Origin of the sequence: Micromonospora sp. DT68 (assembly GCF_049847245.1) — a bacterium.
Lineage (GTDB): Bacteria > Actinomycetota > Actinomycetes > Mycobacteriales > Micromonosporaceae > Micromonospora > Micromonospora profundi.
The window spans coordinates 1-20,985 of the sequence record NZ_JBNCNZ010000026.1; the positions used below are offsets into that span (position 1 = coordinate 1).

A 20,985-nucleotide genomic window follows, 5' to 3' on the forward strand; every position below is an offset into this window, starting at 1 on the left:
CCTCTCCACCGGCACCACCTTCGCCCCCAGCACCAAATGGCACGACTACTTCGGCCTCAACGGCGAAACCACCCTCTGAACCGCGGCGGCCACCCGGCGACGTGCGGCCGGTTCAAACCTCCGAGCCCGGGTAGCAGAAAGGGCAGGGACCGAAGGAGGAAAGTCAGACATGAAGGCGTTGACCTGGCAGGGCAAGCGGGACGTACGAGTCGAAGAGGTGCCGGACCCCCGGATCGAGGAATCCACCGATGCGATCGTGAAGATCACGTCGACCGCGATCTGCGGCTCCGACCTGCACCTGTACGAGGTGCTGGGGCCGTACCTGAAGCCCGGTGACATCCTCGGCCACGAGCCGATGGGCATCGTCGAGGAGGTCGGGTCCGGAGTGACAGGGCTCAAGCCCGGCGACCGGGTGGTGATCCCGTTCAACATCTCCTGCGGCAGCTGCTGGATGTGTCAGCGTCAGCTCTACGCCCAGTGCGAGACCACCCAGGTCACAGGCGAGGGCAAGGGCGCCTCGCTGTTCGGGTACACCTCGCTCTACGGCTCGGTGCCCGGCGGCCAGGCCGAGTACCTGCGTGTCCCGCAGGCCCACTTCGGACCGATCAAGATCCCGCAGAGCGGGGCCGACGAGCGCTACCTCTACCTGTCCGACATCCTGCCCACCGCCTGGCAGGCCGTGAAGTACGCCGACACCCCGCCCGGCGGCACCCTTGCCGTCTTCGGGCTCGGGCCGGTCGGCCAGTTCTGCGCCCGGATCGGCCGTCACCTCGGCGCCGGCCGGGTCATCGGGCTGGACCTGGTGCCCGAGCGGCTGGAACTGGCCCGCCGGCACGGCATCGAGGTGCTCGACGTCAGCGAGATGTCCGACGTGCCCAGCGCGCTGATCGACCTTGTCGACGGGCGCGGGCCGGACGCCGTCATCGACGCCGTCGGCATGGAGGCACACGGTTCGCCCGCCGGCAAGCTGGCCCAGACCGCCGCCGGTCTCCTGCCGGACAAGCTGGCCCAGACCATGACCGACCGGGTCGGTGTGGACCGGCTCTCCGTCCTGCACGCCGCGCTCAAGGGGGTGCGCCGTGGCGGCACCGTCTCCCTCTCCGGCGTCTACGGTGGCGAGGCCGACCCGATGCCGCTGATGGAGATGTTCGACAGGGGCATCCAGCTGCGGATGGGGCAGTGCCACGTACGCCGGTGGACCGACGAGATCCTGCCGCTGCTCTCCGGGGACGACGATCCCCTGGGCGTGGAGGACCTGCGTACCCACCGTCTGCCGCTGAGCGACGCACCGCGGGCGTACGAGATGTTCCAGAAGAAGGAGGACGGTTGCATCAAGGTCGTTCTCGCTCCGTGAGCCATCAGCCTGACCTGCGGCGGCTCGCCCGGCACGTGTCCGGGCGGGTCTGGACGGTCGGTGCCGCGCCGCGCCGAGGGCTCGGCTGAGCGGGAATCCGGGGACACCGTGTATCGATCAACTCGCATAGTGTGGTGGGCCGGCAAGCATTCCGGCGCCGCACGACGGGAGAGAAGATTGACTATCCGGCTGAACCGCAGGACAGCGCTCGGGCTCGGCACCGTGGCCACCGCCGGCACAGTGCTCGGCACTGTGACACCTGCGAGCGCCGCCGAGGTCGCCCCGACCACCCCCGCGCGGGCCGCACGCCGGGTCGCCGCCAGCTACACCAAGTTCAGCACGCAGGCCGGCGGCAACTGGCAGGCGTACGTCAGCGTGGCCCGCCCGGACGGCCCGCCGGTGGTCGCCGTGACGGCCCAGGCCGACCAGCGGATCGAGGCGTACAGCGTCAACAAGATCGCGGTGGCCACTGCGGTGCTGGACAAGGTCGACCGGGGGCTGCTCGCCCTGGACCAGCGCGTGGAGGTGACCGCCGCCATCGTCGTACCCGGTGGTGACGGCATCTTCAGCCTGGACGGCGCGTACCCCAGCAGCGTGACCCTCGGCCACGTCCTGGCGAATCTGCTCACCGTCTCCGACGACACGGCGGTGCGGCTGTGCGGGTCGGTCTGCCCGGCCGCCGAACTCAACGCCATCCTTGTCGCCAAGGGCTTCCCGAACACACAGGTGGAGCCGGTCGCCAACCCGAACCGTTTCTTCCTGGGCACCAGCACCCCGCGCGAGACGCACGACCTGCTGCGCGCCCTGGTCGGGGGCAGCCTGCTCTCGCCGGCGTCGACGACGTTCCTGCTCGGGCTGCTGCGCTCGCCTGTGGCGTTCACCGACGGCATCCGGCGCACCATGTCCTCCGACGACCGGGCGCGCATCGCCACCAAGGCGGGCTGGTTCGCCGACGCGCGGCACGAGGCAGGGGTGATCTTCGACCGGTCCGGAGCAGCGGTGCTCACCTACGCGCTCTTCGCCGACGGGCAGGCCAACCCGGACGACTTCGGCGCCACCCACCCGGCCGTGCAGGCCCGCGCCTCGATGGGTCCCCGCTTCCTGGCCGCTGTGGACCGGCTCAGCGGCACTGGCACGGCGTACCGGACGACCGCCCGACGCCCCAGCAACGGCGGCTGACCTGGTGGCGGGCCGAACGTCGCACGGCGATCGGCCCGCCCCGGCGCAACCGGTCCCGGGTGACTACCGTGTAGTGCGGACACGGCGGAGGGACGGCGATGGCGCCAGCGGATCGTACGGACGGTGAACGGTCGCTCGGGCGACTGCTGCGAGGCACGGCAGGGCTGGCCGCGCTGGCGGGCCTGGCCTGGGTGGCCCGGGACGTGCCGGCGGCCCTCGGCGGCCGGCTCAGCGGCGCTCGCGCCGAACGGGCGGCCCGCTCGCCGCAGTTCCGCGACGGCACCTTCCACAACCGGGCCGGCACCCGCACGATGGTCGCCGACCCGGGCCGCAACCTGCTCCGCGAGCTGATCTTCGGCAAGCAGAAGCGGCGGCCCACAGCGCCAGTGCCGCTGCTGCGCCCGAGCGCGCAGCAGGCCACCGACGAACTCGCCGTCATCTGGTACGGCCACGCCTCAGCCCTCATCGAGATCGAGGGCCGACGGGTGCTGCTCGACCCCATGTGGAGCGACCGCTGCTCGCCGTCCGGGCTGGTCGGTCCACGGCGACTGCACGAACCCCCGGTACGCATGGACGAGCTCCCCCCGCTGGACGCCATCCTGATCTCCCACGACCACTACGACCACCTGGACATGGCCACCGTGCAGGCGCTGACGGCCGGGCAGTCGGCGCCGTTCCTGGTGCCGCTGGGCGTGGGCGCGCACCTTGACCGCTGGGGCGTACCCGCCGAGCGGATCATCGAGCTGGACTGGGCCGAGTCGCACCGGGTAGCTGGCCTGGAGATCACCGCCACCCCCGCGCAGCACTTCTCCGGGCGGGGCCTGCGCCGCGACGGCACGCTCTGGAGTTCCTGGGTGGTCGCCGGCTCCCGGCGCAAGGTCTTCTACACCGGTGACTCCGGCTACTTCGACGGGTACGCGGCGATCGGCGCGGAGTACGGGCCGTTCGACGCGACACTGATCCAGATCGGCGCGTACGACCAGGCGTGGCCGACGATCCACATGTTCCCGGAGGAGGCTGTCGACGCCCACCAGGATCTCCGGGGCGGGCTGCTCATTCCGGTGCACTGGGCGACGTTCAACCTGGCCCTGCACGACTGGTCCGAACCGGTGAACAGGCTGTGGGCGGAGGCGAAGGCACGCGACGTCCGGCTGGCGGTGCCCCGCCCGGGCGAGCGTGTGGTCGTCGCCGACCCGCCCGCCGTTGACGGCTGGTGGCAGGCGATCGCCTAGTGAAAGGAAGGGCCCCTTGTTAACGCCTGGCGTTAACAAGGGGCCCTTCCTTTCACTTCAGAGCACGAACGCGTCGGTCCAGAGGGCGCCGGACCGGCCGGACAGGGCGTCCAGCATGGCCACCGCCTGACCGTCGGTGAGCTGGGCCACGAAGTCCACGATCGCCCGGCCCCGGGCTCTGCCGATCCGGTCCGGGGTACGCGGGTGCAGCTCCGCCTCGGCCAGCTCGACGAGGTCGTGCAGCCGGCGGGGCAGCCGGGACTCCTCCTCCGGGTCGAGCAGCCACTCCCACAGCGCCTCGACAAGGGTGCCCAGCAGTCGGGCCTGGCCACGCTGGTGCAGGGCGAGATCCGGGCGGGCCAGCACGAACCGGTGGTGCACGAACTTGAGCACCTGCACCTCGTGCCACTGCGCGCTGCCGAGCAGCACGTAGCCGGAGCGCACCGACGGCTGGTCGGTCACCGTGATCGCCTCGACGAAGCGGGTCGACCAGCGGGCGGAGAACCGCGACACGTACTGCTCCGCCTCGATGGAGCCGTCGAACGGCATCGCCAGCAGCCCGTCGACAAGTTCCTCGCGAACATGCTCGACTGCGGCGGCGAACGCATCGTCGTCGGCGATCCAGGCGTCCTTGCGGTGCAGTTGCCGACGCAGTCGCTCGATCGCCGCGCCGGGCCTGCGGAACGCGCTGGCAAGCGCCGCGTCGGTGATCGCCCGGAGGTGTCCGCTCTCGCGCTGCCAGGCCATCAGCTCGGCCGAGACCGATCCCTGCTGGAGCACTCCGACGCGGTAGAAGTCCTCGACGTCGTGGATGGCGTACGCGATGTCGTCGGCGGTGTCCATCACGGACGCCTCCACGGTCTGCTGCCAGTCCGGGATGCGCCCGACGAACGGCTCCCGGGCCTGCCGCAGGTCGTCCAGCTCGGTCCGGTACGCGCCGAACTTCAACGAGCCGCTCTCCGGGTCGTTCGGCGGCGGGGTGGCACCGCGCGGCGGCGGGTCGAGCAGGCGGGGGTGCGGGTCGGGGTAGTCCAGCCGGGTCCACGGGTACTTCAGCAGGGCCGCGCGGACCGCTGCGGTCAGGTCCAGGCCGGTGGTGGCCGCGCCGCGGATCTCGGTGCTGGTGACGATCCGGTACGACTGGGCGTTGCCCTCGAAGCCGTCGGCGAGGCCGAGACGCTGGCGGGCCAGCCGGTCGAGCACCCGCTCCCCCAGGTGCCCGAACGGCGGGTGACCGAGGTCGTGGGCGAGCGCCGCTGCCTCCACCACGTCCGGGTCGCAGCCGCCGAGCCTGTCAAGCAGGTCACGCCACCTGTCGTCGGCGGTCAACCGCTCGGCGATCGACCGGGCCACCTGGGCGACCTTCAAGCTGTGGGTGAGCCGGTTGTGCACAAGCAGCCCGGAGCCGACCGGGCTGATCACCTGGGTGACTCCGCCGAGGCGGGCGAAGAAGGGCGAGGCGACGATCCGGTCCCGGTCGGCGCGGAACGGGTTCGCCGTAAGGTCGCCGAGAGCGCGGGCGCTGCCGCCGAAGAGCCGCCGGGTACGCGGCCCCGCAGGTGATTCCATGATCGCCACGCTAGCGCAGGCCCGGCCGGGACCGTCGACGGATCTGCCCGGCCGGGTGCGACGACAGCGCGCGGGAGCGCCCGGCAGAATGCAGGCGGTACCCGCTCTTTGAAGGCGGATCGAGTCGAAGGCGGATCGAGATCGTGACCCAGTCTGTTCATCAGCGGATCGCCGACGAGCTCGGCGTGGCCGAGCGTCAGGTGCGGGCGGCCGTGGAACTGCTCGACGGCGGCGCCACAGTGCCGTTCATCGCCCGCTACCGCAAGGAGGCCACCGGCCTGCTCGACGACAGCCAGCTGCGCACCCTTGAGGAGCGGCTGCGCTACCTGCGGGAGCTGGACGAGCGGCGGGCGGCCGTCCTGGAGTCGATCCGCGGCCAGGGCAAGCTGGACGAGGCCCTCGAAGCGCAGATCATGGCTGCGGATTCGAAGTCCCGGCTGGAGGACATCTACCTGCCGTACAAGCCGAAGCGGCGGACCCGAGCGCAGATCGCTCGCGAGGCCGGGCTGGCGCCGCTGGCCGAGTCGCTGCTTGCCGACCCCAGCCAGGACCCGAAGGCCACCGCCGCCGGGTTCGTCGACGCGGAGAAGGGCGTCGCGGACGCCGCCGCCGCGCTGGAGGGCGCGCGGGCGATCCTGATCGAGACGTTCGCCGAGGACGCCGACCTGATCGGCACGCTGCGCGAGCAGATGTGGTCGCGGGGCCGGCTGGTTTCCCGGGTACGCGACGGTCAGGAGACCACCGGCGCGAAATTCGCCGACTACTTCGACTTCGCCGAGCCGTACCCGAAGTTGCCCTCGCACCGGATCCTGGCCATGTTCCGGGGCGAGAAGGAGGGCGTGCTCGACCTGACGATGGAGCCGGAGGAGGCCGGCGAGGCGGACGCCGTACCGACCGGCCCGAGCCGGTACGAGGCGGCCATCGCCGGCCGGTTCGGCGTGTCCGACGCCGGCCGCCCCGCTGACCGGTGGCTGATCGACACGGTCCGCTGGGCCTGGCGTACCCGGATCCTCATCCACCTCGGTGCCGACCTGCGGATGCGGTTGTGGCAGGCCGCCGAGGAGGAGGCCGTGCGGGTGTTCGCCACCAACCTGCGTGACCTGCTGCTGGCCGCGCCGGCCGGCAGCCGTCCGACGATGGGGCTGGACCCGGGTCTGCGGACCGGCGTCAAGGTGGCGGTCGTGGACGCCACCGGCAAGGTGCTCGCCACCGACACGATCTATCCGCACGAACCGCGCCGGCAGTGGGACGCCTCGGTGGAGACCCTGGCCCGGCTGGCCGGGGCGCACGGCGTGGAGCTGATCGCGATCGGCAACGGCACCGCCTCGCGGGAGACCGACAAGCTGGCCGGCGAGCTGATCAAGCGGCACCCGCAGCTCAACCTGACGAAGGTGATGGTCTCCGAGGCCGGCGCGTCGGTCTACTCCGCCTCCGCGTACGCCTCGCAGGAGCTGCCCGGGATGGACGTGTCGCTGCGCGGCGCGGTGTCGATCGCCCGACGGCTCCAGGACCCGCTCGCCGAGCTGGTCAAGATCGACCCACGGTCGATCGGCGTCGGCCAGTACCAGCACGACCTGTCGGAGGTGAAGCTGTCCCGTTCGCTGGACGCGGTCGTGGAGGACTGCGTCAACGCGGTCGGTGTGGACGTCAACACCGCGTCCGCGCCGCTGCTGACCCGAGTCTCCGGGATCGGGGCCGGGCTGGCCGAGAACATCGTGCTGCACCGGGACGCCAACGGGCCGTTCCGGTCGCGTACCGACCTGAAGAAGGTCGCCCGGCTCGGGCCGAAGGCGTTCGAGCAGTGCGCGGGCTTCCTGCGCATCCCCGACGGCGACGACCCGCTGGACTCCTCCAGCGTGCACCCTGAGGCATACCCGGTGGTGCGCCGGATCCTCGCCAGCACCGGCCAGGATCTCCGTTCGGTGATCGGCAGGAGCACCATCCTGCGCGGGCTGCGGGCCACCGACTTCGTCGACGACAGGTTCGGCCTGCCCACCGTCACCGACATCCTCGCCGAGCTGGAGAAGCCGGGCCGCGACCCCCGCCCGGAGTTCCGCACCGCCACCTTCGTCGAGGGGGTGGAAAAGATCGGCGACCTGACGCCGGGCATGCTGCTGGAGGGTGTGGTCACCAACGTGGCCGCGTTCGGCGCGTTCGTCGACGTCGGCGTGCACCAGGACGGTCTCGTGCACGTGTCCGCGATGTCCCGCACCTTCGTGAAGGACCCCCGCGAGGTGGTGAAGTCCGGTGACGTGGTCCGGGTCAAGGTGCTCGACGTGGACGTACCCCGTAAGCGGATCTCGCTGACCCTGCGCCTGGAGGACGAGGCGGGCGCCGATGCCGGCCGCGGCGGCCGGACCAGCCAGGAAGGGCGCGGCGGCCCTGCGCAACGCGGACCCGGCGGACCGGGCGGACGCAGCGGGTCCGATGGTCAGGGCCGGCCTGGCGGACAGGGCCGGTCTGGTGGACAGGGCGGGTCTGGTGGACAGGGCGGGCGCGGCGGGCAGCAGCGGCAGGGCGCGGCACCGGCCAACGACGCGATGGCCGAGGCCCTCCGCCGGGCTGGCCTGGCCTGACCCGAGCCCGGAGGGCACCCCGTCCCCGTCGCGCCGCACCGGCCCGTCGCACCGCACCGCACCGCGAGAGCACCGCGTCGCGTCGCACCTCGTCGCGCCGCCACGTCGCGCCGCACCGCACCGTCGCACCGCACCATGACAGCACCGCACCGCACCAGCGGCGGGCCGCACGAGATCTTGGACAGTTTCCGTCAGGCGCTGACGGAAACTGTCCAAGATCTGCGGCGCCGCCACGTCTCGCGGCGGCGGGCGGCGAAACGGATCGCGGATCACGGGCGGCGGCGGCGGCGGCGGCGGCGGCGGCGGCGGCGGTGAAAACGGATCGCGGGGCGGCGGGGTTTCGGGTGAGGATCGCGCGGTGAAGATGCACGCCGATCAGGTCGACGTGGGTGCGGACGTGGTCGCCGCGCTGGTGGCCGAGCAGTTTCCGCACTGGCAGGAACTGCCGGTGCGACCGCTCGCCTCGACCGGCACTGTCAATGCCCTGTTCCGGCTCGGCACGGAGATCGTGCTGCGGTTCCCGTTGCGCCCCTCCGCCGATCCAGAATTGGGCGCCGAGCTGCGGCGGGAGCAGGAACACGCGCTGCTGCTCGCCGCGCACCTGCCTGTCGAGGTGCCGGAGCCGCTCGGCCTCGGCGCGCCGGGCGCTGGCTACCCGGGGCCGTGGACGGCGTACCGCTGGATCGCCGGCGACACCGCGGCGGCCGACCGGGTCGGCGGCTCGGACGCCTTCGCCGGTGACCTCGCCGACGTCGTGGTCGCCCTGCGGGGCATTGACACCGGCGGCCGGTCCTGGTCGGGAACCGGTCGCGGTGGGCCACTGACCGGCCAGGACGCCGACGTGCGTTCCTCCCTGGCCGTGAGCGACGGGCTCACCGACACCGTCGCGCTCACCGAGCTGTGGGCCCACTGCCGGGACACGCCCCGCGACGATCGCACCGACGTGTGGATCCACGCCGACCTGATGCCGGGCAACCTCCTGGTACGCGACGGACGACTGGTCGCGGTCATCGACCTGGGCGCGGTCGGCGTGGGTGACCCTGCGGTCGACCTGATGCCGGCGTGGAACCTGCTCGACGCCGGGGCGCGGGAGACCTACCGACGGGCGCTCGGCGTGGACGACGCGACGTGGGAACGCGGACGCGGCTGGGCGCTGGGACAGGCGATAAACGCCCTGCCCTACTACGTCGACACCAACCCGGTGATGGCCGACATCGCGCGGCGTACCCTGCGGGCCGTGCTCGACTGAGTAAGTCGCGTACCGTCGGCTCGTGGGCGAGGGCGACGACCGTGAGTGGCGGGAGCAGCGGCAGCGGGCCGTGCGGGCGCACGCCGACGCGGACGCGCGGCGGCGAGCCGCCGAGCAGTCCCAGGCCGCGGAGCTGGTGGCCTGGTTCGTGGCTGAGGCGACCCGGCGCGGGCTGCCCACCACCCGGCTGGTCGCCCGGGGCTACGACGGGCGCGGGCGCTACCGGACCGGGCTGACCGGCTGGTACGTCGACCAGGCCGGCACCCGGGCGGTGGACGTGACGGGCCGCTTCCACCTGCTTACCGTGTCGGGCGGTCTGCGGGCGTGGCTGTTCGGCGTCGACCCCCAGCCCAGTCCGGCGCCACTGGTCGTCGGGGCGGGTGGGCGCGACGGTGAGTCGATCCCGTTGCGGACACTGCTGCTCCGCCGGCTGGGCGACGACATGGACGGGCCGGATCCCGCCAGGTCGGATTCCGCCGCCGACATTCGCTAGCGCGCGGCGGCGAACACTTTTCGCGCCCCGGCCCGTGTCGGTTTTCCGACGCGGGCCGGATCGTTTCGTAGCCGGCAGGTCGTAAGCCCGGTCGCCCTGACCTCCGTGCGGGCAGTTTCCGCTGCGTGTCGCGCACCGATTACAGGTAAAGGTCGTTTGCCCCTAGTAGCGACCTCCTATGATTGATTTATCCCCGCATGGACAGTTAAACCTGAAGGTCCAATTAGTGAATCTAATACAGATTTCTCCCTATCGTCGGCGGCCGCATGCTGCCAGTAGGCCACGGTGAGCGTTCCGCTTGCCGGCGGAATCCTGCTCGCGCTCATCGTCGGCTCCCTGCTGCAACCATTGATCCTCCGGCTGCTGACCGCGGCCTCCGTCCTCGACATACCGTCCGATCGGTCCTCGCACGACACCCCGATCCCGCGCGGCGGTGGCGTAGGCGTCGCCGTGGCGGCCGGGCTCGCGATTCTCCTGAACGAGCACGCGCGGTCGATCGCCGTGCCGCTGCTGCTGTTCGCGACCATCGGCCTTCTGGAGGACGTCCGAGGCGTCCCCGTCCGGATCCGGCTGCTCATGCAGTTGCTCGTTGGCGTGGCCACGAGCCTGGCGTTGGTGCCGGGCGGCCACCCGGCGTACCTCCAGCTGGCCCTTGTCATCGCCCTCGCGGCGTGGCTGACCGCCTACGTGAACGCCTTCAACTTCATGGACGGCATCAACGGGATCTCGGCCGTCCACGCGATCCTCGCCGGATTGGTGTACGCCGCCCTCGGCGTGCTGCGGGACCTTCCGCTGCTCACCGCCAGCGGCAGTCTGATCGCCGCCGCGTCCCTGACCTTCCTGCCGTGGAACGCCTGGGTCGCCCGTGTGTTCCTCGGTGACGTCGGGTCGTACGCCCTCGGTGGCGCGTTCGGCGCGCTCGCCGCGTACGCGATCGTGCGCGGCATCCCGCCGGAGGCAGCCGTGGCGCCGCTCGCCCTCTACCTCGCCGACACCGGCTGGACGCTGCTGCGCCGCATCCGCAACGGCGAAGCCTGGTACCGCCCCCACCGCAACCATGCCTACCAGCGGTTGACCGACGGCGGGTGGTCACATCAACGGGTCACCGCGCTGACCGCCGGCATCGGCGCAACCGTCGCCGCCTGCCTGGTGGCCGCGTCCTTCAGCGGGCCAGTTCTCCGCGCCGCGCTCGATGTCACCGCCGTCGCCATCCTCGCCGGCTATCTCGCCGCCCCCGCGTGGCTCGCAGCCCAGCGGTCCCGGCCCCCAACAGACGAAAGGCCGATCCATGCCAGAACTGTCAACTCCCCGAGTCGGTGACCTGGCCGGCCGCGGGCCCCAGCCGGTCAAGCGGATCGCGGTGCTCGGCAGCAGCGGCTTCGTCGGCCGAGCGGTCGTCACCGAGCTCCGCAGCCGGGGCATCGAGGTCCAGACGGTGCCCGCGCCGCGCCTGTCGTGGCCGCTCGCACAGGCCCTCCGCGTCGATTCGGTGCCCGCGGGTCGGGACGACGAGTCGGTCGCCGACCTCGCCCGACACCTCGACGGCGCGCAGGTCGTGATCAACACGGCCGGGTTGCCGAACGGGTCCGCGCCGGACAGCGCGGAACTGTACGGGGGCAACGCCCTGCTGCCCACCCTCGTCGCCCGAGCCAGCGCCCTGATCGGCGCCACGCGCATGGTGCACGTCAGCTCGGCGGCAGCGCAGGGGGCGCTGGCGCTTGACGAGACCGCACGGACGATGCCCTTCTCCCCGTACTCGCGCTCCAAGGCGATCGGCGAACGCATGCTGCTCCACGAGAACTGCATCGACACCGTCATCTACCGGTCGACCTGGGTCCACGACGTGGACCGGCCGAACACCCGGGCGCTCGTCCGGCTCGCCCAGTCGCGGTTGAGCTGCGTCGCCGGAGCTGGTGACGCGCCGACGCCACAGGTCCTCATCGAGGACGTCGTCGCCTCGATCGTCCATCTCGGCCTCGTGAACGGACCGGTGCCGCCCATCGTGCTGCAACCTCCCAACGGGATGACGACAGGGCTCCTGCTCCGCCTGCTCGGTGGCCGCGAGCCGCGGCACGTCCCCGCGCGGCTGGCGCGGTACGCGACGAGCGGCATCAACGCGTACGGGAAGACGAGCCTGCGGGCCAACGCGCACGCGCGGCGCGTGGACATGCTCCTGTTCGGCAAGCCGCAGGTGCCCGGCTGGCTGGCCGAGCAGGGGTTGGCGCCGCAGTTGCGCCCCGAGGCGTGGGAGCGGCTCAGGACGTCCGGCAGCCCACAGACGTCCGCTGCCGGCGTGGACAGCGTCGCGCGCCCGAGAGCAGGCGAAGCGCAGCGGCACGACATGAGCGGAGCACCGTCCGACCGATCCGGCCGAGCCGACACGCCTGAGACGTACCTGACGAAGTAGCTCTTTTCGCCGACGCCCGGTGTCGTGCCCAACGCGACACGCCTGCGGGCTTCCGGAGGGGCGGTTGAACTTGTCCCAAATCCGTTGAAAGCCGACATCCGTTCCGAACGGATGTGTAACAAGGACATAAGGCACGGAAGCTTCTTTTGCCGAACGGCGGAAGCAGTGGTTGGACGGACAGGAGCCAGGACATGCCGCAGGACACGGAGCACACGGAGCGGGCGAGCCAGCGGGCGCGGCGGGCCAGGGCACGTCGCCGCGCGCTCGGGTTCCTCGCCGCCGACACCACCGGCTGGGTCGGCGGTTTCATCGTGGCCGCCTGGTCCCGGTTCGAGTTCCAGCTCGACCCGAGCCAACTGGCTCGGGCGGCGGGGGTCGGCGCCCTCGCGGCGTTCCTGCACCTCGCGGTGGCGGCGGTACGCCGGATCTACTCCGGGCGGCACCCACTGGGCAGCCTCCAGGAGGTCCAAGGTGTCGCCAGCACCACCATCCTGACGGCCGCCGTCATACTGCTCGGCCTGCTGTCGTCCGACGGCCGACCGGTACCGGCGAGCACCCCGCTCGTCGGCGGCGCGCTCGCCCTGCTCTTCATGCTCGGTGCCCGATTCACGTACCGGCACCGGCGTGATCTCTCGATGCGGCCGGACGTACGGTCGTCGACACCGGTGCTGCTGTTCGGGATGGGCGACGCGGGGCAGGGTCTGCTGCGGGCCATGCTCAGTGACCCGCGCGGCCGGTACCTGCCAGTGGGCGCCCTCGACGACGACCCGGACAAGCGCGACCTGCGTATCCGGGGGGTCCGTGTGCTCGGCGGCCGAGACGACATCGCCGCCGCGCTCCGGCGCACCGGGGCGGGCACTGTCATCTTCGCGGTGGCGAACGCCGATGCCGCGTTGATCCGCCAGATCCGCGAAGCCACCCTCCAGGCTGGCGCGGTGTTCAAGGTGCTGCCCCCGGTACGGGAGCTTGTCGACCACCGGATCACCGTCACCGACGTCCGGGAGGTACAGGTCAGTGACCTGCTGGGCCGCCGTCAGGTGGTCGGTGACCTGCCGATGAGCGAAAACAGTCTCACCGGCCGGCGGATCCTGGTGACCGGCGCAGGTGGCTCGATCGGCTCGGAACTCTGCCGGCAGGTGATGAAGGCCGACCCGGGCGAGCTGATGATGCTGGATCGGGACGAGTCAGCTCTGCACAGCCTGCAGATGTCGCTGTTCGGGCGGGCGCTGCTCGACGGCCCGGAGCTGATCCTCGCAGATCTGCGCGACGACGAGGGGGTGCGACGGATCATCCGGGAACGCCGTCCGGACATCATCTTCCACGCTGCGGCGCTCAAGCACCTGCCTCTGCTGGAGCAGTACCCGGGCGAGGCGGTCAAGACCAACGTCTGGGGCACGCTCTCGGTGCTTGACGCCTGCCAGGACGTGGCGAAGTTCGTCAACATCTCCACCGACAAGGCCGCCAACCCGATCAGCGTCCTCGGCTACTCGAAGCGGATCACCGAGCGGCTGACCGCGCACGCCGCATCCCGGTTCCCGGGGACCTTCCTCAGCGTCCGGTTCGGCAACGTGTTGAGCAGCCGCGGCTCGGTGGTCACCGCCTTCCAGCGACAGATCGAGGACGGCAAGCCCTTGACCGTCACCCACCCCGACGTCACCCGCTATCTCATGACCATCCAGGAGGCCGTCCACCTGGTGCTCCAGGCCGCCGAGATCGGGCGCGACGGTGAGGCGCTGGTGCTGGACATGGGCGAGCCGGTCCGCACCGCCGACCTGGCACGGCAGATGGCCGAGCACGCCTCCAGCTCGGTGCCCATCGTCTACACGGGCCTGCGGCCCGGCGAGAAGCTGCACGAGGATCTGCTCGGCGCCGGCGAGATCGACGCCCGGCCGTTCCACCCGCTGGTGTCGCACGTGGCCGTTCCGGCGCTCGACCCGATGGAGGCCGGAAGCATCGACCCCTTCGACGATCCGGCAAAGGTCGTCGAGCAACTCGCCCTGCTCTGCGCTCAGCCGGTCATACCGATCATCCGCGACTCGGCGCAGGTGCCTCTGGTCCGCTGAGCAGGTCGCGGAGACAGCGGCGGCCGGCATCGGTGCCGTTCGAGGGCGCTGGCGAGGAAGGACGAACGTGACGACCGATGTGGTGATCGTCGGGACCGGCGGCATGGGTCGGGAGATCTTCGGCATCGTCCGGGCCATCAACGCCCGCGCTTCGGGCGCACCGGTGTGGCAGGTTCTCGGCTTCGTCGACGACTACCCGACGGAGTCGAGTGTCAAGCTGGTCCAGCGACTCGACGTACCCTTCCTCGGTCCGTCGCGGTGGCTGGCCGGGCAGTCGCCCGACACCCACGTCGCCCTGGGTGTCGGCGATCCGCGCCGGCGCCGGGAGACGGATCTCGCGCTCCAACCGTATCGGCTGCCCGCGGCCACGCTCGTGCATCCCGCTGCCGAGATCGGCCCGGACTGTGTCTTCGAGGAAGGGTTGATAGCCCTCGGTGGGGCACGGGTGACGACGAACGTGGTCGTCGGCCGGCACGTACACCTCAACCAGAACTGCACGGTCGGGCACGACTGCGTGCTGGGCGACCACGTCTCGGTCAACCCGCTGGCCGCGGTGTCCGGCTACTGCCGGATCGAGTCCGGCGTGATGATCGGTACGACAGCGGCGGTGCTCCAGGGACGCACTGTGGGCCGGGACGCGACAGTTGGTGCGGGAGCGGTCGTGACCCGCGACGTCGCGGCCGCGACGACGGTCAAGGGTGCGCCGGCCCGGTAGCCGGGCATCGGATAAGCGGCGACCGGGGTCAGCGTCGGATGCCCGCCCAGTCGTGGTGCCGGCGCACGGTCGACAGGATGAAGTCGACGACCCGCCGCGACGTGTCGGCCACCAGGTAGTCGCTCGGGCAGGGAACCCCGCCGGCGGCGGTCTGGTCGACAACGACGCCTACCGATTCCACGACGGACTGCGGGTCGAGCCCCGTCATCACGATGCCGCCGACGTCCAGGGCCTCCGGGCGCTCGATCGATTCGCGCAGCGTCACCGCAGGGAATCCGAGGATCGTCGCCTCCTCGCTCACGGTGCCGCTGTCGGACAACGTACAGCGGGCGTGCCGTTGCAACGTGACGTAGTCGAAGAAGCCGAACGGCTCGTGGAAGGCGATCCCCTCCAGCACCGCGTCGTCCATCGCGAGGGCCTCCAGGCGCTTGCGGGTCCGGGGGTGGGTGGACACCAGCAGCGGCAGACCCCACCGGTCCCGTACGGCGCGCAGACAGTCCAGCAGCCGCCGCAGCCGATCGGGGTGGTCCACGTTCTCCTCGCGGTGGGCGCTCACCACAAAGTACTGGCCTGGTTCGATCTCAAGCTGCCGCAGCACCGTCGACCGTTCGATCTCGGACCGGTAGTGGTCCAACACCTCACGCATCGGCGACCCGGTGTGCAGGATCCGGCGCGGGTGCAGGCCCTCGGCGAGCAGGTTGCGCCGCGCGTGCTCCGAGTAGACGAGGTTGAAGTCGGCCACGTGGTCGACGAGCTTGCGGTTGGTCTCCTCGGGCACGTTGAGGTCGAAGCAACGGTTGCCCGCCTCCATGTGGTAGACCGGCACCCGCATCCGACGGGCCATCAGGGCGGCGATGGCGCTGTTGGTGTCGCCCAGCACCAGGAGGGCGTCCGGTCGCAGCTCGGTGATCGCCTGTTCGGTGCCGACGAGGACAGCGCCCAGGACGTGGCCCAGCGAATGGGTGTCGACCTGAAGGAAACGGTCGGGTTGGCGGACCTTCATCTCGTCGAAGAACACGTCGGACAACGCCGGATCCCAGTTCTGTCCGGTGTGCACGAGGACGTGATCCATTGTCTGGTCGAGCCGCTCGATGACCCGCGACAACCTGATGATCTCGGGCCGCGTTCCCACGACCGTCATGACCTGTGTCATTCGGCACCCTTTCGGCGTTGATCCCGGCTGGGCCGGCGCGTCGTCGTTCGCCGTTGTCGACGGGCGACGCCACAGGGGCCCTCTCTGGCGGAGCAACGACTCGACACCCGCACCGTAACGCGGTATGAACCAAGTTTTCTTTTCGCAGGTTCCGTGAATCAAAAACCGATTATTGGCGTTTCAGCAGTGACGTGCCACTTAGATCGCTATCGTCACTCTCTGATCCCGTCCCCTACCTTTCGCCGTGAACGGCGGATCAGACAGGAGGAGATGTGTCGTCCTCACTTATGGACCGACGCGTTTTGATCACCGGTGGGACCGGGTCGTTCGGTCAGACGATGGTTTCCCGGCTGCTTGACGCTGGTGCTACCGAGGTACGCATTCTGAGCCGGGACGAGGCCAAACAGGAGGCCATGCGGATCCGTCTGCTCGACGACCGCGTGCGGTTCTACGTGGGCGACGTCCGCGACGTCGACAGCGTCAACAAGGCGACGCGGGGTGTCGAGTACGTCTTCCACGCCGCAGCGCTCAAGCAGGTTCCCTCTTGCGAGTTCTTCCCGCTGGAGGCAGTACGCACCAACGTCCTCGGCAGCGCCAACGTGGTCGACGCCTGCGAACGCAACGGGGTCGACGCCCTGGTCATGCTCAGCACCGACAAGGCGGTCTACCCGGTCAACGCGATGGGCATGACCAAGGCCCTCATGGAGAAGGTTGCGCAGGCGCACGTCCGCAACAACCCCCGGGCCAACACCAGGGTCTGCTCGGTCCGCTACGGCAACGTCATGTGCTCACGGGGCTCGGTCATCCCGCTGTTCATCCACCAGATCAAGAACAGCCTGCCGCTGACCGTGACAGAGCCGACGATGACCCGGTTCCTGATGTCCCTGATGGATTCGGTGGACCTCGTCGAGCACGCCTTCCAGCACGGCCAGCCCGGTGACGTGTTCATCCGGAAAGCCGACGGCTGCACCATCGGCGATCTGGCCACGGCGCTGTGCAACCTGTTCGAGGTGCCGGCCAAGTTCGACGTGCTGGGGCTACGACACGGCGAGAAGATGTCGGAGACCCTGGCGAGCCACGAGGAACTGGCCCGCGCGGAGGACTTCGGTGAGTTCCTGCGCGTACCGGTCGACAGCCGCGATCTGAACTACTCCCTGTACTTCGAAGAGGGCGACACCACCAGCGACCACCGCGTCGACTACACCTCGGACAACACCACCCAACTGTCGGTGCCGGAGATCATGGCACTGCTACTCACCCTGCCCGAGGTGCAGCAACACCTCGACCCCGTACGGTCCCTGTCGTCGGCGGGCCGCGGATGAGCCCGGACACGGGCCTCCCCCGCACCGGGGGCGGCAGGTCGGGGCAGAGCGCCCTCCGGGTCGCCTTCGTCACCCAGTGGTTCGCCCCCGAGCCGACCACCACTCCGGTCTGGATCGCCAGATCGCTCAGTGAGCAGGATCTGCGGGTCGAGGTGCTGACCGGGGTGCCCAACTATCCCACCGGGAACGTCCACGACGGCTACTCCAGTTGGCGGCGTACCCGGGAGGTCCACCAGGGCGTCCCCGTGCGACGCGTGCCGCTGTACCCGAGTCATGACCAGTCCGCCGTGCGTCGTGTCGCCAACTACGCCAGCTACGCGGCGTCCGCCGCGACCCTTGGCGCCTCGGTTCTGCGGTCCGCCGACGTGGCTGTCATCTACTCGACGCCGGCGACCGCCGCCGCCGCCGGCATCTACGCGCGCTTCCGCTGGGGGCTGCCGTACGTCCTGATGGTGATGGACGTCTGGCCAGACTCGGTCTTCGCCACCGGCTTCCTCACCGGTGGGGCAAAGCGCCGTATCGCGGAACCCGCCCTGACCTGGTACACCGAGCAGACGTACCGGTGGGCCAGCCACATCACCGCCACGTCGCCGGGGATGCGCGACGCGCTGGTCTCGCGCGGCGTACCCGAGGACAAGCTCTCCGTCGTCTACAGCTGGACCGACGAGAAGGTCATGCGGCCCAGCGAGCCCGACCGGCAGCTGCGGTCCAGCCTGGGCCTGTCCGACGAGTTCGTGCTGATGTACGGCGGCAACCACGGCGCGGCCCAGAACCTGGACGTCGCGGTCCGGGCGATGGGCGAGCTGCGCGATCTGCCGATCCACCTGGTGCTGGTGGGCGACGGCATCGAGAAGGCCGGGCTGCGCTCGCTCGCCTCCGACCTCAATCTCCGGTCGGTGCACTTCCTCGACCCGGTGGAGCCGGAGCGGATGCCGGCCATCATGGCCGCCGCGGACATGCAGTTGGTCGCGCTCGCCGACGAGGAACTCTTCCGCTTCACGCTGCCCAGCAAGGTCCAGTCGATCCTCGCCTGCGCCCAACCGATCGTCACGTGCGCACCGGGGGACGCGGCCCGGGTGGTGCACGAGGCGGGTGCCGGTTTCAGCTCCCCGGCGGGCGACCCACACCAGTTGGCGAAGACCATCCGGCAGGCCGCCGAGGTGCCACGCGGCGAGCTGCGGTCGATGGGCCGGGCCGGCTACGCGTACTACCGGTCCCACCTCAGCGAGGAGATCAACGCGCGGACGCTGGCCGGCATCATCCGGGCCTCCTCCGGCCGGCGTCGCCGCGGCCGCGGCACAGGGGGTACGCCATGACGCAGCGCGTGCTGATCCTCGGGGCGACCGGGATGCTCGGCCACACCCTGCTGCGCTCGCTGAGCGAGGCCGCCGAGTTGGACGTCTACGGTTGTGCGCGCAGCACGTCCGTGACTCCGGCCCTGTTCCCCGGTCACCTGAGGCAGCAGATCACGCCGGGGATCGACGTCACCGATCCGGGTGCGCTCCGCCGGATCCTGGGCGAGTTGAGCCCGGACGTGGTGGTCAACTGCGTGGGCGTCATCAAGCAGCGCCCGGACGTCGAGGACGCCCCCAACACCATCGCGGTGAACGCGCTCTTTCCGCACGTTCTCGCTCGGGAGTGCGCGGCGCAGGGCATTCGGCTCGTCCAGGTGAGCACCGACTGCGTCTTCTCCGGCAGGCACGGCGACTATCGGGAACAGGACATTCCCGACCCGTACGACCTCTACGGTCGCGCGAAACTCCTCGGCGAGACCGTCCAGGCGCCGGCGCTGACACTGCGTACCTCGATCATCGGTCACGAACTAGGCACCGCCCGGTCTCTGGTGGACTGGTTCCTCACCCAGTGCGGGACCGTCAACGGCTACACCCAGGCCATCTACAGCGGGGTGACGACCGTCGAGTTCGCCGCGATGCTGCGTACGGTGGTGCTGCCCCGCCCGGATCTCACAGGCCTCTACCACGTGGCCTCGGCGCCGATCTCGAAGTACGAGCTGCTGAAGATCGTTGCCGAGGTGTACGGGTGGCCGGGGCGGATCGAGCCGTCGGATCAGGTCCGGTGCGACAGGTCGCTGTCAGCGGACGCGTTTCGGCAGCGGACCGGCTACCAGCCACCGGAGTGGCGGGACATGATCGTGCAGATGCACCGCCGCGCGGTCCAGTGGCGTCTTCCGGCGGCCCTCGGCACCGCCCAGCCGGCACGTTCCTGAGCGGTGCCGGGCCGCCGGCCCGGCACCGCTCACGGTCGGCTTCACCGTCCGGCGTACGCCCGGGGCCTTGTCAGCGCCTCCCGCGCACGGTCGAGGACGCTGGGCCGCCCGACCTGCTGGCGCCAGTCGCGGTATGCGGCGGAAGCCGCCATCCGGGCAGCATGACGCTGCTCGGGCGACGCGGCCACGAACTCCTCGATGCAGTCCCGCAGGGCCTCTGCGGTGAGGTCGGGCAGCACCATTCCACCGCCGGAACGCAGGACCGGTGTCCAGGGGGTCCGGTCGGAGCAGATCACCGGGCAGCCCACGGCGAGGCTCTCGGCGATCACGTGTCCGAAGTTCTCCCCACGAGTGGGCAGGACGAAGGCGTCGTGGCCGGCGAAGACGTCGCACACCTGGTCCGGCTGCACCGCTCCCCGGTAGGTCGCCCGGATGTTTCCCGGCAACGACTCCAGCAGGGACAGACAGGTCCGCCAGTACGCCTGGTCCTCGGTCGGACCGAAGATGTCGAATTCCACAGGGCCCTTGACCTCAGACAGCGCGGTGAGGACGAGGTCCAGGTTCTTCATGGGTGAGATGCGGCCGAGAAAGACGAGCCGGGCCGGGCCGGACGACCGCGCGGGCGGCAGGTCGACCGGCTCGGGGCCCCCCGCTCCGACCACTACCGGAATACGGGCCGACGGTACGACCCGACGGATGTCGGCCGCCTCCAGAGCGGTGGTGGCGTGCCAGTAGACCCGCTGGCCGTTCAGCATCCACCGCCAGCCGACGAGGAAGATCCGCTTCCTCGTCGAGTTGATGGAGAGGGCGCCCACGCCACATTCACCGCGCGGAGCGATCAGCACGCGTTCGACCCGCAGGGCACCCGTCTTCGCCGCCACGATGGGCACGATCGAGAAGAGCGACCAGAGGCTGTTGACGTACAGCAGGTCGAACCGAGTGGCCCGGAGCTCGCGGTACAACCGCCGCCAGTGCCGGAGCCGTCGGGCGCCGAGGTAGAACACCCGGTGCCGGCCACGCTGGACCCATCGGCCGGACAGGCCGGGAAACGACTCGGGAGCCCCGAGGTCGTGGTCCCGGGTCACGAGTGTCCCCTCGATCGCGGGACTCGCGGCGTCCATCAGCGACGAGACGGATCGTATCGGCCCACCCGCGAGGTAGCCGGGCTCGAAGTAATCGGCAGTCACCAACACCCGGTACGGATCCGGCGCGTCAACTGGCGACGTTGCAAACCGGTCCGCGTCGTACGCCATGGCGATCTCCCGGCTCTCGGCTGAACCCGGCGGGAGCGCCCGGGCCGGAAAGGTCAACGAATGAGACCGAGCCGGGGTGACGATTTGCGAAAGCGATGAGGACCACCACTGGCCGAATATGTGAAACCACGGGAAAAGAACCACGCATCCGGTATAAGGAATTGACGCAGTCCTCCGGTTTTCTTCGAACGCC

Annotated in this window: 16 protein-coding genes; 13 read left to right on the forward strand and 3 right to left on the reverse strand. The window is 70.5% G+C overall.

All coding sequences use genetic code 11. The features are described 5' to 3' along the window. Positions 1 to 169 precede the first annotated feature (169 nt). The 3 genes from ACPXB1_RS28790 to ACPXB1_RS28800 all read left to right on the forward strand — a co-directional run bounded on the left by ACPXB1_RS28790 (position 170) and on the right by ACPXB1_RS28800 (position 3,765). Entirely contained in the window at positions 170 to 1,354 is a 1,185-nt protein-coding gene (locus ACPXB1_RS28790) for a zinc-dependent alcohol dehydrogenase (protein WP_355633169.1), read from the forward strand. 177 nt (positions 1,355 to 1,531) lie between these two features. Beyond that, positions 1,532 to 2,533, forward strand: coding sequence for a serine hydrolase (locus ACPXB1_RS28795; protein ID WP_355595322.1), 1,002 nt, complete (start codon positions 1,532 to 1,534; stop codon positions 2,531 to 2,533). Between the two features lie 98 nt (positions 2,534 to 2,631). Continuing rightward, positions 2,632 to 3,765, forward strand: coding sequence for an MBL fold metallo-hydrolase (locus ACPXB1_RS28800; protein WP_355633166.1), 1,134 nt, complete (start codon positions 2,632 to 2,634; stop codon positions 3,763 to 3,765). Between the two features lie 57 nt (positions 3,766 to 3,822). Here the strand turns inward: ACPXB1_RS28800 and ACPXB1_RS28805 are convergent, their stop codons facing one another. Further along, positions 3,823 to 5,334 (reverse strand): deoxyguanosinetriphosphate triphosphohydrolase family protein, encoded by a 1,512-nt coding sequence (locus ACPXB1_RS28805; protein ID WP_355595326.1) that lies wholly within the window; start codon positions 5,332 to 5,334, stop codon positions 3,823 to 3,825. Between the two features lie 143 nt (positions 5,335 to 5,477). Between ACPXB1_RS28805 and ACPXB1_RS28810 the strand changes: the two genes are divergently transcribed. The 7 genes from ACPXB1_RS28810 (at position 5,478) to ACPXB1_RS28840 (ending at position 14,837) form a co-directional block, all read left to right on the forward strand. Then, the gene (locus ACPXB1_RS28810) at positions 5,478 to 7,910 is read left to right on the forward strand and encodes a Tex family protein (protein WP_425736049.1); all 2,433 of its coding nucleotides are present in this window, start codon (positions 5,478 to 5,480) and stop codon (positions 7,908 to 7,910) included. Between the two features lie 364 nt (positions 7,911 to 8,274). Continuing rightward, positions 8,275 to 9,159 (forward strand): aminoglycoside phosphotransferase family protein, encoded by an 885-nt coding sequence (locus ACPXB1_RS28815; protein ID WP_355632558.1) that lies wholly within the window; start codon positions 8,275 to 8,277, stop codon positions 9,157 to 9,159. 22 nt (positions 9,160 to 9,181) lie between these two features. Continuing rightward, positions 9,182 to 9,652 (forward strand): hypothetical protein, encoded by a 471-nt coding sequence (locus ACPXB1_RS28820; protein ID WP_355595330.1) that lies wholly within the window; start codon positions 9,182 to 9,184, stop codon positions 9,650 to 9,652. Positions 9,653 to 9,937: 285 nt separating this feature from the next. Continuing rightward, on the forward strand, positions 9,938 to 10,972 hold the full coding sequence (locus ACPXB1_RS28825; RefSeq protein ID WP_355595332.1) for an MraY family glycosyltransferase: 1,035 nt from the start codon (positions 9,938 to 9,940) through the stop codon (positions 10,970 to 10,972). Next, a complete protein-coding gene (locus ACPXB1_RS28830; protein WP_355632541.1) occupies positions 10,941 to 12,059 on the forward strand; it encodes an NAD-dependent epimerase/dehydratase family protein in 1,119 nt (372 codons plus the stop codon). Before ACPXB1_RS28825 ends, ACPXB1_RS28830 begins: the two co-directional genes overlap by 32 nt. Positions 12,060 to 12,250: 191 nt before the next feature. Further along, positions 12,251 to 14,122, forward strand: a complete 1,872-nt coding sequence (locus ACPXB1_RS28835; RefSeq protein ID WP_425736050.1) for a polysaccharide biosynthesis protein — start codon at positions 12,251 to 12,253, stop codon at positions 14,120 to 14,122. 67 nt (positions 14,123 to 14,189) lie between these two features. Next, positions 14,190 to 14,837 carry a NeuD/PglB/VioB family sugar acetyltransferase gene (locus ACPXB1_RS28840; RefSeq protein WP_355632546.1) on the forward strand — a complete coding sequence of 216 codons (648 nt, stop codon included), beginning with the start codon at positions 14,190 to 14,192 and terminating at the stop codon, positions 14,835 to 14,837. 28 nt (positions 14,838 to 14,865) lie between these two features. On the opposite strand, the gene wecB is transcribed toward ACPXB1_RS28840, so the two are convergent. After that, on the reverse strand, positions 14,866 to 15,978 hold the full coding sequence (gene wecB / locus ACPXB1_RS28845) for a non-hydrolyzing UDP-N-acetylglucosamine 2-epimerase (RefSeq protein WP_355632549.1): 1,113 nt from the start codon (positions 15,976 to 15,978) through the stop codon (positions 14,866 to 14,868). 299 nt (positions 15,979 to 16,277) lie between these two features. Between wecB and ACPXB1_RS28850 the strand changes: the two genes are divergently transcribed. From ACPXB1_RS28850 to ACPXB1_RS28860, 3 genes are read left to right on the forward strand one after another with little or no spacing between them, the layout of a single operon-like run. Beyond that, on the forward strand, positions 16,278 to 17,312 hold the full coding sequence (locus ACPXB1_RS28850) for a polysaccharide biosynthesis protein (RefSeq protein ID WP_355632561.1): 1,035 nt from the start codon (positions 16,278 to 16,280) through the stop codon (positions 17,310 to 17,312). Continuing rightward, positions 17,309 to 18,628 (forward strand): glycosyltransferase family 4 protein, encoded by a 1,320-nt coding sequence (locus tag ACPXB1_RS28855; RefSeq protein WP_355632552.1) that lies wholly within the window; start codon positions 17,309 to 17,311, stop codon positions 18,626 to 18,628. The genes ACPXB1_RS28850 and ACPXB1_RS28855 overlap by 4 nt, the downstream gene beginning before the upstream one ends. After that, a complete protein-coding gene (locus ACPXB1_RS28860; protein ID WP_355632555.1) occupies positions 18,625 to 19,539 on the forward strand; it encodes a dTDP-4-dehydrorhamnose reductase family protein in 915 nt (304 codons plus the stop codon). Before ACPXB1_RS28855 ends, ACPXB1_RS28860 begins: the two co-directional genes overlap by 4 nt. 41 nt (positions 19,540 to 19,580) lie before the next feature. Here ACPXB1_RS28860 and ACPXB1_RS28865 read toward each other — a convergent pair whose 3' ends face one another. Further along, entirely contained in the window at positions 19,581 to 20,726 is a 1,146-nt protein-coding gene (locus ACPXB1_RS28865) for a glycosyltransferase (RefSeq protein WP_425736051.1), read from the reverse strand. Positions 20,727 to 20,985: the final 259 nt, after the last annotated feature.

Coding starts and splice junctions, on each gene's coding strand:
- ACPXB1_RS28790 (WP_355633169.1), top strand. CDS start 170: ATGAAGGCGTTGACCTGGCAGGGCAAGCGGGACGTACGAGTCGAAGAG.
- ACPXB1_RS28800 (WP_355633166.1), top strand. CDS start 2,632: ATGGCGCCAGCGGATCGTACGGACGGTGAACGGTCGCTCGGGCGACTG.
- ACPXB1_RS28805 (WP_355595326.1), bottom strand. CDS start 5,334: ATGGAATCACCTGCGGGGCCGCGTACCCGGCGGCTCTTCGGCGGCAGC.
- ACPXB1_RS28815 (WP_355632558.1), top strand. CDS start 8,275: ATGCACGCCGATCAGGTCGACGTGGGTGCGGACGTGGTCGCCGCGCTG.
- ACPXB1_RS28830 (WP_355632541.1), top strand. CDS start 10,941: ATGCCAGAACTGTCAACTCCCCGAGTCGGTGACCTGGCCGGCCGCGGG.
- ACPXB1_RS28835 (WP_425736050.1), top strand. CDS start 12,251: ATGCCGCAGGACACGGAGCACACGGAGCGGGCGAGCCAGCGGGCGCGG.
- wecB (WP_355632549.1), bottom strand. CDS start 15,978: ATGACGGTCGTGGGAACGCGGCCCGAGATCATCAGGTTGTCGCGGGTC.
- ACPXB1_RS28850 (WP_355632561.1), top strand. CDS start 16,278: ATGGACCGACGCGTTTTGATCACCGGTGGGACCGGGTCGTTCGGTCAG.
- ACPXB1_RS28855 (WP_355632552.1), top strand. CDS start 17,309: ATGAGCCCGGACACGGGCCTCCCCCGCACCGGGGGCGGCAGGTCGGGG.
- ACPXB1_RS28860 (WP_355632555.1), top strand. CDS start 18,625: ATGACGCAGCGCGTGCTGATCCTCGGGGCGACCGGGATGCTCGGCCAC.